This window comes from Thiomicrorhabdus sp. ZW0627 (assembly GCF_029767005.1).
Classification (GTDB): domain Bacteria; phylum Pseudomonadota; class Gammaproteobacteria; order Thiomicrospirales; family Thiomicrospiraceae; genus Thiomicrorhabdus.
Genome location: NZ_JARUQR010000001.1, coordinates 461153 through 474047 on the forward strand (window position 1 = coordinate 461153; position 12895 = coordinate 474047).

The 12895-nt window shown below is 45.2% G+C and carries 8 protein-coding genes; 4 read left to right on the forward strand and 4 right to left on the reverse strand.

The genetic code is table 11. The features are described from left to right. Positions 1 to 301 precede the first annotated feature (301 nt). A complete protein-coding gene (locus QCB45_RS02280; protein ID WP_279418918.1) occupies positions 302 to 511 on the forward strand; it encodes a cold-shock protein in 210 nt (69 codons plus the stop codon). 189 nt (positions 512 to 700) lie between these two features. After that, entirely contained in the window at positions 701 to 2083 is a 1383-nt protein-coding gene (gene dbpA / locus QCB45_RS02285; RefSeq protein ID WP_279418919.1) for an ATP-dependent RNA helicase DbpA, read from the forward strand. A gap of 108 nt (positions 2084 to 2191) precedes the next feature. Here dbpA and QCB45_RS02290 read toward each other — a convergent pair whose 3' ends face one another. From QCB45_RS02290 to QCB45_RS02300, 3 genes are all read right to left on the reverse strand, one after another. Then, on the reverse strand, positions 2192 to 3391 hold the full coding sequence (locus QCB45_RS02290; protein ID WP_279418920.1) for a methyl-accepting chemotaxis protein: 1200 nt from the start codon (positions 3389 to 3391) through the stop codon (positions 2192 to 2194). A 231-nt stretch (positions 3392 to 3622) separates the two neighbouring features. Further along, complete coding sequence (locus QCB45_RS02295) at positions 3623 to 4744, reverse strand: SpoIIE family protein phosphatase (RefSeq protein ID WP_279418921.1); 1122 nt, start codon at positions 4742 to 4744, stop codon at positions 3623 to 3625. Between the two features lie 15 nt (positions 4745 to 4759). After that, positions 4760 to 7339 (reverse strand): CHASE domain-containing protein, encoded by a 2580-nt coding sequence (locus QCB45_RS02300; RefSeq protein WP_279418922.1) that lies wholly within the window; start codon positions 7337 to 7339, stop codon positions 4760 to 4762. 160 nt (positions 7340 to 7499) lie between these two features. Here QCB45_RS02300 and QCB45_RS02305 point away from each other — a divergent pair, with 160 nt between their 5' ends. Next, entirely contained in the window at positions 7500 to 7964 is a 465-nt protein-coding gene (locus QCB45_RS02305) for a peroxiredoxin (RefSeq protein ID WP_279418923.1), read from the forward strand. A 121-nt stretch (positions 7965 to 8085) separates the two neighbouring features. On the opposite strand, the gene glnS is transcribed toward QCB45_RS02305, so the two are convergent. Next, positions 8086 to 9756, reverse strand: coding sequence for a glutamine--tRNA ligase (glnS, locus tag QCB45_RS02310; protein ID WP_279418924.1), 1671 nt, complete (start codon positions 9754 to 9756; stop codon positions 8086 to 8088). A gap of 488 nt (positions 9757 to 10244) precedes the next feature. Between glnS and QCB45_RS02315 the strand changes: the two genes are divergently transcribed. Beyond that, the gene (locus QCB45_RS02315; protein ID WP_279418925.1) at positions 10245 to 12791 is read left to right on the forward strand and encodes a methyl-accepting chemotaxis protein; all 2547 of its coding nucleotides are present in this window, start codon (positions 10245 to 10247) and stop codon (positions 12789 to 12791) included. The last annotated feature ends 104 nt before the right edge of the window (positions 12792 to 12895 follow it).

The following is a 12895-nucleotide window of genomic DNA, read 5'->3' on the forward strand; positions in this document are numbered from 1 at the left end:
TGCTCACCAAACCAAAAGCAAACCGGGCAGGCCTGCTCGGTTTGAAGTAACGATATGGTTTAACCATACACTGCATAAGCTTCCGAAAATACGGCAACTCAGATTATTAATTCCAGTAAATCCTTGACTTAATTAAAAAACCGCGTATAGTCAATCGAGTTGGAAGTTTGTCTTCTATTTATGCGCTCCATTTCGATGTCTTTTTTAGTCTAGTCCTGTTCTCCATAAGTAATAACCACATTTCCATCCATTTGCCTTTCGAAGGCTCAATTACTTTTTTAAATTTTTATAGGATATTACTATGTCTAATACAATCACAGGCACCGTTAAGTGGTTCAACGAAACAAAAGGTTTCGGTTTCATCGAACAAGAAAATGGACCAGATGTTTTTGCTCATTTCAACGCAATCACTGGTTCTGGATTCAAAACATTGACTGAAGGTCAAAAGGTTGAATTCACTGTTACTCAGGGTCAAAAAGGTCCTCAGGCAGAGAACATCGTAGCGCTTTAATTTAAAACGCTATTTGGCCTGATATCAAAGGCCGGCCTCAATCCAAGAAAGAATTGAGGGTATTTAAAAGGCGAGGCCATTTGGGTCTCGCCTTTTTTATTGGCAGCTTGCCAAGCGACACCATTGAAACCATGGCATCGAATAGTTCCAACGGCTTGCAAAACTCGCCGTTATTTAAAGGATATTCTCATGAGCGACAGCGCTTTTTCCTCCCTAAAATTGCACGCAGACCTGCTAAAAAACCTGACTTCACTCGGCTATGAATGCATGACGCCTATTCAAGCGCAAAGCCTGCCACCTATTCTGGCCGGTAAAGACGTGATTGCCCAAGGGAAAACCGGCTCAGGTAAAACGGCGGCCTTCTCTTTAGGTTTATTATCAAAACTGGATGTCAAACGTTTCCATGTACAATCTCTCGTACTCTGCCCCACTCGGGAATTAGCCGACCAAGTCGCTAAAGAGATTCGTCGACTTGCTCGTACCATTCATAACATCAAGGTATTATCCTTGTGCGGCGGAACCCCTTTCGGTCCTCAAATCGCATCACTAGAACACGGTGCCCACATTATTGTTGGAACGCCCGGACGTGTTGAAGAGCACCTGCGCAAAGGCACATTGAAATTAGACAAGCTCAATATGCTGGTCTTGGATGAAGCCGATCGAATGTTGGAAATGGGCTTTCAATCTGCACTGGATGCAATTATCGAACTCACCCCAAAGAATCGTCAAACGCTGCTCTTCAGCGCAACTTATCCGGAACAGATACAGGCGATTTCGGAACGCATCATGAACAATCCGGTCATGGCGCAAGCGGCATCCACTCACGACGACTCCAGCATTCGTCAGCACTTTTACAAGGTCGACGATGACGAACAACGTATGACAGCCATTCGCTTACTGCTTTTGCACCATACTCCGGAATCCAGCGTTATTTTCTGCAACACCAAACTCGAAGCTCAAAACGTCGCGGACAAATTAACCGGATATGGTTTCAGCGCTGCTGCGTTACACGGTGACTTGGAACAAAGGGATCGAGATCAAACCCTGGTGCAGTTTGCCAATAAAAGTATCTCGATCCTGGTGGCAACGGATGTGGCCGCTCGCGGTCTGGATATAGACAGTCTGGATGCGGTTATCAACTACCACATCGCACGCGACACCGAAGTTCATGTTCACCGAATCGGTCGTACAGGACGTGCAGGCAGCAAAGGAATCGCTTGCTCACTGTACAGCGATAAAGAAAGCTATAAAGTGGCACTGCTCGGTGACTATTTAGGCCAAACGATCGAACCGGAAACACTGCCTTCAAATAAAATTTTAAGCAACGCCCCAAGCAAGCCGCTAATGGCGACATTACAAATTGACGGTGGAAAAAAGCAAAAGCTACGTCCGGGTGATATTTTAGGCGCATTAACCGGAGAGAAAGGCATTGCCGGCAGTAAAGTCGGTAAAATCCAAATCTTCGATAATCGTTCTTATGTTGCGATCAGACGCGATTTAATCAAAGCGGCTATGGATAAATTAGCACAGGGCAAACTGAAAGGTCGGTCATTCCGCATACGGTATATTTAAAATTACGATAAACCGTTAAAAAACGTATTAACTATAAAAACGAGCATAAAAAAAGGGAATCCAATCAACATGGATTCCCTTTTTTACTGCAAAAATTATGTGTACGTTTTATTTGGTTTTGAACTGGCCGATTAGTTTACTCAATTGAACGGCCAACTGCCCAACCTGAGAACTGCAATCGTACGTTCTTGCCGCCCCGGCGGCAACATTTTGCGCCACTTCGCTGATATGCTCGACGTTTTCATTGACCACAGCCGCCTGACGACGCTGGTTATCCGATGCCGATGCAATATGACTGTTCATCTGATTGATGGTGTTTACAGCCGAATCAATCGCTTTCAAAGAGATACCTGCTTCATTTGCTTGGTTAACGCTGTTATGCGCCTGTTCACGACCTCGGTTCATCACTCCAACCGCTTCACGGGATGCAACCTGCAAACGCTCTATTGTCGATTCGATCTCTTTGGTGGAATCCTGAGTACGGCTGGCTAGGATTCGAACTTCGTCCGCCACCACGGCAAACCCTCGACCGTGCTCACCAGCACGCGCCGCTTCAATTGCCGCATTCAATGCCAACAAATTGGTCTGCTCCGCAATATCCTTAATCACATCCAACACGGTTCCGATAGTTTCGCTATCCTGTTCAAGACGCTTGATAACAGTGGCAGCCTGCTCCACTTCCTGGGCCAACTTACCAATTGAAGAAACCGTATCGCCAACCACCTTCGTGCCTTTTTCAGTCGCTGAATTCGCCTCACTGGCCGAACTCAACGCTGCTTGGGCCTGATTAGACATTTCCATGACTGCATCATTCATGCTTTCCATCGCGTTGGCAACACTTTGCGTGTCCTGCTTCTGTTGCTCGACGCCACTTTGCGTCGTTTGTGTTACCGACACCATCTCGGTCGATGCATTATTGAGCTGTTCCGTCACATCGGCAATACGCGTAATCATTGTGCGCAGGTTATGAGACATCAGGTTAAAACTTTTCGCCATATCCCCGATAAAATCGTTACTTTGCATAACACAGGTATGAGAGATATCGTTCTGGCTGATCGCGTTTGCAACTTCGGCGATGCGCTTAAGACGCTGAAGTAACATCTTGTTTACTAACCAGAAGTTCATCAAACCGATACTAATACCGGCCACGATACAGGACAAAATAAACCAAATTAGCATGCCCTCTTTCCACTCGACGAATAAGTCGGCAAAAAACGGGAATGCTATCCCCATAACAAACCCGAAAGCCATAAAGGCTAAAAACAGGTTTCTTAAAATACTCGGTTCGCTAAAATCAAATCTGGCCATCACCAAAGTTCCCTATACATCTTTGCTATCTGCAACTGATTTTTAATTGAATTTATGGACTAAGCTGCATTAAGCAATAACCTGACCAAAACAGGTAGAAATAGTTTTTTCACCTTTTAAAACGTTGGGGAATTATACAAGAAGCTATACATTTATTGCACGAAAAACCCACTAAATTCAATGGTCAAACGGTATAGAAAAAGAAAAGAAAGAAATATATACAGACAGGTGTCAGATTTTCAAATCCATCAGGGTGACATCATCATTCAACCCCTGTTCACCGGCAAAATTGTTCAATACCTGATTAATTCGGTCCAATGAATGCTTTTCCGCCAGCAGCTCTTCCAGAAGCGACTTTAAACGTGTTTTACCAAACAGTTCACCCTGCTCGGAACGTGCATCGATGACGCCATCGGAATAACCAAACAAGCGATCGTCGCTTTTAACCTCTAATTCGGCACATGGCAATAACGGTTCTTCATGCTCGACAATTCCCAAAGGCAAATAAGCCGAGCTGACCGACTCAATCAACTGATGGTTTCTAAAGTGCATCAGGTCGGACATACCGCAGTTCCAGACCAGAATACGACCTTGTGTGACCTGCCATTCCATCACCAAACTTGCCATAAACAGCTCAACCGGCATCTTGGTAAACAACTGATTATTAATTTCCTGAACGATTTGAGTAAGTGGTACTTCCTGCTCGGCCAAAGCATAAAACAAGGCCGATACCAACGGTCCTCCCAATGCTGCTGGCAAGGCATGCCCGGTAAAATCACCAATTAGTAGGTAACGTTTGCCGCCCGGAGTGATCGTTGAAAGAACCAGATCCCCATTGGTTCGGTTCAACGGAGTCATCAACAACCTTAGATTGTCACTTACAAACTGGGCATCATCCCTCATATTGAGCAAAATATTTTCAATATAGGCATGTTCTTTATTCAATTCTGAATTTTGATTAGCCAACATCTTTTTAGAGCTGGATAAACTCAAATGCGTTCGAATACGAGCCAGAAGCAACGGTTCGGTAAACGGCTTGGTAATGTAATCCACCGCCCCGATTTCAAATCCCTTTTTCTGATCCGACACTTCAATTTTAGCCGTCAGAAAAATAATCGGAATATCACTTGTCTTTGCGTTGCCTTGCAATCGTTCGCAGACTTCAAACCCGTCCATACCCGGCATATCAATGTCCAACAAGATCAAATCAGGCTTACGCTCTTCAACGGCATCCAAACAGGCCTGTCCACTTTGTAACAGGCTAAATTCGTAATGCTCTTCAAGTAAATCCTCGAGTACGTACCGATTGATCAACTCATCGTCTACTGCCAGTAAATAGGGTTTGTCACTCATAAAAGTTACAGTCCTTTAAAAATTAGGAGGATTCAGCGCCATCTCAGGTGAGAGCAACAAAGTGAATTTGAATACGGCACCGCCCCCGGCTATATTCTCGGCCCAAATCTCTCCCCCATGCGCCAAAATGATCTCTTTTGAAATGGACAAGCCCAAACCGCTTCCTTTAACCGAAGACTCCTGTTTTCGGCTCTGCACGAACTTATCAAATACGCTGATTAATTCATCCTCGGGAATCCCCGATCCTTGATCGGAAACCGACACCAGCAAATACGACTCTTGGTAAGGTTCATAGCTAATCTTGATTTGTCCGCCTTCCGGCGAAAACTTGATCGCATTGGAGAGCAAATTTGCCAATACCTGAGCGATTCGCTGTCGGTCAAAATACGCTTCCTGATGATGATCCGGCACACTAACCGACAGTCGGTTCTGCAGCAAAATCGCTTCCTGTTCAGATACGGCCATTTCAATGACGCTTAGAAGGTCCTGTTGCACCAGATTAAAGTCCATCTTACCGGTTTCAAGCTTGGCTGAGTCCAACAGTTCATTCAACAAGTGCATCAAACGCTGAGCACTGCGGTCAATCAAGGAAAAATAACGCGCCAGCTTCTCTTTAGAAGCGCTTTCAATCCGGCTCTCTCCCATATTGGCATAACTCAAAATACCGTGCAGAGGCGTACGAATTTCATGCGACATATTTGCCAAAAATTCCGATTTGATCTGGTTGGCCTTTTCAGCCGATTCTTTGGCTCTGATCAAATCCGATTCCAGCTGCTTACGCTTTGAAATATCACGAAAAGCCGCGTGGATGATCGTCCGCCCGTAAAGTTCCAAGCGAGTCAGAACCACGTCTGTCCAGAAAGGCTCTCCGTTAGCACGTAAGTTAACCCATTCGAAACTATGAGAACCTTCATCCAGACAACGCTGCAACATTCTGTTGCCTTTCACCATAGAGCTTTCACCGTCCGGCTGAAACGGCGGCGACAACAAGTGGTTAGGGCGTTTGATAATCTGATCTTTAAAATCATAACCGAAGGTTTTAACCGTCGCCTCGTTACAATCAATCACCCGTCGGCCTTCAATCAGGAAAATACCATCCGTCGATTTTTGAAAGACCGTTTCGAAAGCGTTTTTCTGCTCTTGTAACTCTTTGGTATATTTTTTAAGCTCGGCTTGCAGCTCTGTATTGTCGATCGACAAAGCCCTGAACGTGACACGTTCTGTCAAATCACGAACGAATGATGCCACGACATAACGTTCATCCAGTTCAATCTTGCTGGCACTGATCTCAACCGGTAAAGCCGATCCGTCCAGTTTCAAATGAATACTGTCGACCAAAAGCTTTTCTCCCGGAGAAAGATTGACGCACATAGATTTCAACTCGTCCAATGAATACTTACCATCAATGTCAGACAAGTTGCGTTCCAGCAAATCCTCTCTGGAATAACCGAGCATCTTGCACGCCGTCTCATTGACACTTAATATCTGGCCCTCGCAATCCGTCAAATAAAAGCCTTCCGAGCTTTGTTCTATCAACTGTTGGTAACGTCCTCTCTGCAACTGAATTTTCTTCTCACTGCGGTAATGGTCCCGACGGTAACGCAAGTAACCGTAGAGTAATAAAGCCACTAGGGAGCTTATCGCGAATCCGTTCAATAATGGGTGTTTGCTCAACATGGTTTGACCGGGTTGAAACTTATTCAACAACAAACTATCTGCATAAGCGGTCAAGCGCCAAAGCCTTCCTCCAACAGTCAAAGTTCGACTCATTTGATAAATGTCTGACAAATCGTTACGATCCAACGTAATCTCGTTCACCATCTGTTCAGTAGCTTGAGTGACGTCAGTGATGGCGTATTGAATGTTTTGATTCAGAAGGTAATCACGTTTCAAGTAGGTCAGGAAATCCCCCATTCTCAGAACCAATGAAACATAGCCTTGCAAAGTTCGGGAAGGCGATTTATCAAAGACCGGGCTGAAGACAATCACCCCTTTTTGCGTGGCCGATTCCTGAACAAGCTGAACGGGAGCTGAGATGACATCCCTTCTCAGTTTTTTTGCTGTTTCCGTTGCGGCCTTTTCAATTGGGATAGAATTCACATCGAGTCCGAATGCTTTTCGGTTTGATGTCAGCGGATAAACATAAGTAACGGGTAAATAGGTTTGGGCTCGTGGGGCCGGGACTAAAGTATCGTCCATCATGATTTTAATTTGAAAGCCATCAAAACCCTGGGAACGGATTTTCGCCTCAAATTCAGCACGCTGATCGGCATGAACAATAGGAATCCAGCTTAATGCCTGAATGGCGTGTTTAGAAGCGGTCAATACTTGGGCGTAATTATTAAATTCATCACGGGTAACCAATTCACTGAATTTGAACACGGCGGCTAATCCATTGAGTCGTTCCACCTCGCTTTGAACCCCCTGTTGGACGGCCCAGAAGAACTTATTCGCATGCTCTCTAAACTGTTCCTGCAAAACCTCTTTGTTCTTTTCTTGAAGATAGCCATAACGGACTGCTGTAATCGATAAACCGATCAACAACACAACAAACGTAATTAAATAAATTTGTCTACTGGATTGAATCCGGGGCACTCAGAAATCCTTTTAGATAGAGCCTATTAGAACGTGATTTTACAGACAAAATCATTGTAGCCTATTCCAAATAACTACGCAGAAAAACCTGTTTAGACGCTACGCAATGCAGGCGTAATTGGGTATGATGACCTTTTTATTCTGCATAAGGAATCCGATCATGCTTCAGGCTCAACAAACCGCCCCCGAATTCAATGCCCCAAACCAACACAATCAAACCGTCTCTTCTTCCGATTACAAAGGGCAAAAAAACATCGTTCTCTATTTCTATCCAAAAGACGATACGCCGGGTTGTACGATCGAAGCCAATGAATTCACACAACTCGCGAGCGAGTTTGCCGCAGCCGACAGCGTAGTCATAGGCGTCAGCAAAGACTCCTGCGCAAGCCATAAGGCCTTTATCGACAAGTTCGGTTTAGAAGTTGATTTGTTGGCAGATACCGACGGAAAAATTTGTGAAGATTACGGTGTCTGGCAGCTTAAGGAAAAAAACGGGGTTTCCAAAATGGGCATCGTTCGCTCAACATTCATCATTAACAAACAAGGCTTACTGGAAGAAGCGCTATATGGTGTTAGCCCTGAAGGTCATGCCCAAGCCATGTTGGATCGAGTAAAAAGCTTATAAGAATTACACTTTTTAAGACTTAAGAAAACAAAAAGGCGTGGAGCCGAATGACCCCACGCCTTTAATGGTAAGTTATCCATCATTGTTCCAATAGAACAATCATATACATAACCGAGCGGATTTAACTGCTCCAGGTTTCACGCAAAGCAACCGTGCGGTTGAACACCATGGCATCACCGGATTTATTGTCCCGGCAGAAGTAACCTTCGCGTTCGAACTGATAAGCTTTTTCCGGTTCAGAACTCAACAGGCCTGGTTCAACAAAACCATTTTTAAGCACTAACGATTCCGGGTTGATGACCGATTCAAAATCGCCCTCTTTTGCCGGGTTGGCGACCGTGAACAAACGATCATAGATTCTGAATTCAGCCGGTACCGCTTTCGTAGCTTCTACAAAGTGAATAACACCCTTAACCTTACGACCGTCCGCAGGGTTTTTACCTAGCGTTTCCGGGTCGTAGCTACAGTAAATGGTTGTGAAGTTACCCTCTGCATCTTGGTCCGCACGTAACGCCTTAATAACATAGGCATTACGCAGGCGTACTTCCTTATCGATCGCCAAACGCTGGTATTTGCCGTTCGGTGCAACTTCCATAAAGTCAGCACGATCAATATAAAGTTCACGACTGAAAAAGATCTCACGTTTGCCCATTGCTTCATTCTGAGGATGAACCGGAGCTTGAAGTGTTTCTACTTGGCCTTCAGGATAGTTTTCGATCACCACTTTGACCGGATCCATAACCGCCATGCTGCGCGGTGCCACTTTATTGAGGTCGTCGCGAATCGCCGCTTCCAGAATATTCATCTCGGTCATGCTGTCGACTTTGGAAATACCGATACGGTCTGCGAAATCACGAATGGCCGCCGGGGTGTAACCACGACGACGCATACCGGAAATAGTCGGCATACGCGGATCATCCCAACCTTCCACTAGTTTATCGTCAACCAACTGGTGCAATTTACGCTTGGACATCACCGTGTATTCCAGGTTCAAACGCGAGAACTCGTATTGGAATGGACGGTCCGGTTTCTGGAAATCTTCCAAATTATCCAAAACCCAATCGTAAAGGCGGCGGTTGTCCTGGAACTCCAAAGTACACAAAGAATGCGTCACACCCTCAATTCCATCCGACAAACAGTGGGCGAAATCATACATTGGGTAAATACACCACTTGTCACCGGTCTGGTGATGATGCTCGAAACGAATACGGTAAAGTGTCGGATCACGCATACACATGAAAGAAGAAGCCATGTCGATCTTGGCACGGAGCACGCACTCACCTTCCTTGAATTCGCCGTTTCGCATTTTTTCGAACAAAGCTAAGTTCTCTTCAACCGAAGTATCGCGGTAAGGGCTGTTCTTGCCAGGTTCGGTCAAAGTACCACGGTATTCACGCGTCTCGTCAGCATTCAAAAAACAGACATACGCCAAGCCTTTCCCAATTAACTCCACCGCATACTTATGAAACTGATCGAAATAGTTCGATGAGTAACAAGGTTTGCCCGGCCATTTAAACCCAAGCCAAGATACATCCTGTTGAATGGAATCAACGTATTCCATGTCCTCTTTAGCCGGGTTGGTATCATCGAAGCGAAGATTGCATTCACCGTTGTAATCTTCGGCAACTCCGAAATTCAGGCAGATCGACTTCGCATGCCCTATGTGCAGATAACCGTTCGGTTCGGGCGGAAAACGGGTACGCACCGATTCATACTTATGGTTAGCCAAATCTTCATCAATGATGTTGCGAATGAAATTTACGGGACGATCAGTTGTTTCAACTTTGCTCATTTGGGAAAAAAACCTACTGAATTAAAAATCAAGCCTAAAAATCATCAGGCCTGTGCCAGCCGTCTCTCATGACGACTCCGATGGAAATAGGGCAAATTATAGCATTAAAGCCAAGTGGGACAAGCACAACTCATTAGGTTAGTGGTCATCAAAAAAATGACGAATGCTCTCCCTCTTACATTTCCATGAAGATAATCTTTGGAACGTTTTCAACCCGTCAGAAAGAAAACGAAACAGAGAACAGCATTGATGAATACTTAATAACTCAGTCGGTTTAATAAAAGCTTAATCAAATTGCATTACATAAAATAAGGAATCCCATATATACTTATATCCAAATATAACCAGTCGTATATACATCCCGTCGATATTGCATGCTTAATTCAATATCTGTCAACGGAACTAATCGACAACCATTTGTTTTTTTTCTGATTTTTAGGATGCCTCCATGCAACCTAAGCTGTCATTTTTTAAGGATTCAGACCACAATGAAAAATATTAAGCTCAAATACAAAATGATGCTGATCCCTACGATCGTCGCCATTTCTCTTGTGATTTTATATTTCACGATTACCTCCGGCATGACCAATCTTGATGACAAGGCTTATAAAGCCAGTGCTGCAAACCGCATCATCAAAAACATGTTGGATTCTCGTATCTCAGAGAAAAATTACGTCAGAAGAAAAGATCCTCAATATGTAGCTGAGGTGGAAAACTTCGCCAAAACAAACATCGAAATCGCAAACGACCTTGAAGCGCTTTTTTCCAATCCGGCTAATAAAGAACAGGCGGCCAACACTCGACAAGCAATCAGTGAATATAGCCAGGCTTTTAAGGACTACACAGACGTCAGAGAAGAGTCGTTGAAAGCCGAAGAGGAAATGGTCAAGCAAGCGCGTAATATCGAAACCTTATCGAACAAGGCAAGACAGGAACAAAAAAATCAACGTCAGGCTCTGATTGGTGCCAATGCCCCACTCGACCAGATAGTTAACAAGATGGAAAAAGCGTCCTTGACCAACCGTATCGTCAAAGACCTTAAAGACATGCGAATCGCCGAAAAGAATTACGTTCGCCGTAAAGACCAGAAGTATGTAGACACCATTAACAAATTATCCGCTAGCATTAGCCAGACTTCACTAAATCTGAAAGCGGACTTTAGCCGCCCAGAAAACAAGCAAATGATGGATGACATCATCACCAGCTTGAATGCCTATAAGAAAGCCTTCTCTGAATATTACGACCTGCGAGAGAAGTCCATCGAGCTTTCGGCTACCATGAAAGATAAGGCGAGAATAGCCGTCGATCAGGCTGTTGCAATCCGTGCCGACCAGAAAAAAGAACGTGAAGAAATCAAGTCAAACCTTGAAACCACAATGATTACCATTTTCCTACTGATTGGTATCATCGCCATTGCATTCAGTCTTTATATCACCGGATTGATTGTCAACCCGGTACACCGTTTGGCCGACGTCATGCGACGCGTTTCCGAAACCGGAGAATTCCAACATAGAGCCGACGTTAACCAGAAAGATGAACTGGGAGAGATGTCCGATGCATTCAATGCCCTACTATCCAGCTCTCAGCAAGCGATCCAAGAAGCCAACACCGTTGTAGGCGCCATTGCAAAAGGTGAATTCGACAAACGCGTCACCGCTGAACTTAAAGGTGACCTTCATACTCTGAAAGAAGGCGTTAACGGCAGTGCTGAAAGTGTCGACTTCATGATGAAAGAACTGGGCAAAGTGATGGACGCACTCTATAACGGCGACTTTACTGTGAAAATGGATCCGCGTGTAGCAGGTGAATTCAGAGCTCGTACGGAAAACGCACTTGGCGCCATCAACGAGACCATTAACGGCATCATCCGAGTAATGGATCAAATGCAGCAAGGAGAATTCGAGCATCGCGTAACAGTAGAAGCTCGTGGTGACCTGCTGAAACTCAAAGATGGCGTAAACAACTCAATGGATTCTCTGGAGAATGCTATCCAAGACATCACCAGAATCATGGTGGGACAATCAAACGGAGATCTGACTCAGAAAATCACAGCTCAATACCATGGTGAATTACAGGTCTTGAAAGATGCCATCAACCAAACAGCCGAAAAACTGATTGAAGTGGTTTCAGACGCCGTTAATGCATCCAACATCGTTAGCGATGCGGCTCAAGAGGTAACCAAAGGTGCCATTGACCTGAGTCAACGTGTTCAGGAACAAGCGGCTTCTCTTGAAGAAACTTCGGCCACCATGGACGAAATGAATACAGCCGTTCAGAACAATACCCAAAACGCCTCTGAAGCTGCGCACCTGTCCGAAGATGTGCAAAGCAAAGCGCATGCAGGCGTACAGGTCATGCAAAAAACAATCGAAGCCATGAATGCCATTCAGGATTCGAGCCAAAAGATTTCAGAGATCGTCACATTGATCGATGGCATCGCATTCCAAACCAACCTTTTAGCCTTGAATGCTGCGGTAGAAGCGGCACGTGCAGGTGACCACGGTCGAGGTTTTGCCGTTGTAGCCGGTGAAGTCAGAGCCTTGGCCCAAAAAGCGGCCGAAGCGGCAAAAGACATCAAGAGCTTGATTGAAGAAAGCGTAAACCGCATAGGGGAAGGAACCGATCTGGCTTCTCAATCCGGAGAGATGCTCAACACCATCAACGAATCCGTGGCTTCGGTCACCGAAATGATTGGTCAGATCGCCTCTGCGTCATCCGAACAGGCGACTGGTGTCGGCCAGGTACATCTGGCTATCAGCCAGATTGATCAAATGACCCAACAAAACGCCGCTTTGGTCGAAGAAACCTCTGCTGCCTCGGAGAGCATGAGTGAACAAGCCGAAGCACTGCGAAACGACATGTCATTCTTCAACACCGGCGCGGTATCTCAACAGAGAACGGTTCAACCAAAAGCTACAACAATTGAATCCAAAATGGAAAAACCGAAAGTGTTAACGCTGGAAAATCCGGCCAAAAACACACCTTCCTCCACAATCCAGGCGGAAAATATCTCTCAAGAGTGGAGTGATTTCTAACCCCTTCTCATAAACCGTCATGACAAAACACCGTTCATGACAACTTTTCAGGCAAGCTCTTACCAGACTTGCCTGACTCCCTTCCCGGCCATGTGCCGTAAACC

Bases quoted from the DNA above. Each gene is read 5' to 3' on its own strand.
- QCB45_RS02280 (WP_279418918.1), top strand. From the start codon at position 302: ATGTCTAATACAATCACAGGCACCGTTAAGTGGTTCAACGAAACAAAA.
- dbpA (WP_279418919.1), top strand. From the start codon at position 701: ATGAGCGACAGCGCTTTTTCCTCCCTAAAATTGCACGCAGACCTGCTA.
- QCB45_RS02290 (WP_279418920.1), bottom strand. From the start codon at position 3,391: ATGGCCAGATTTGATTTTAGCGAACCGAGTATTTTAAGAAACCTGTTT.
- QCB45_RS02295 (WP_279418921.1), bottom strand. From the start codon at position 4,744: ATGAGTGACAAACCCTATTTACTGGCAGTAGACGATGAGTTGATCAAT.
- QCB45_RS02305 (WP_279418923.1), top strand. From the start codon at position 7,500: ATGCTTCAGGCTCAACAAACCGCCCCCGAATTCAATGCCCCAAACCAA.
- glnS (WP_279418924.1), bottom strand. From the start codon at position 9,756: ATGAGCAAAGTTGAAACAACTGATCGTCCCGTAAATTTCATTCGCAAC.
- QCB45_RS02315 (WP_279418925.1), top strand. From the start codon at position 10,245: ATGAAAAATATTAAGCTCAAATACAAAATGATGCTGATCCCTACGATC.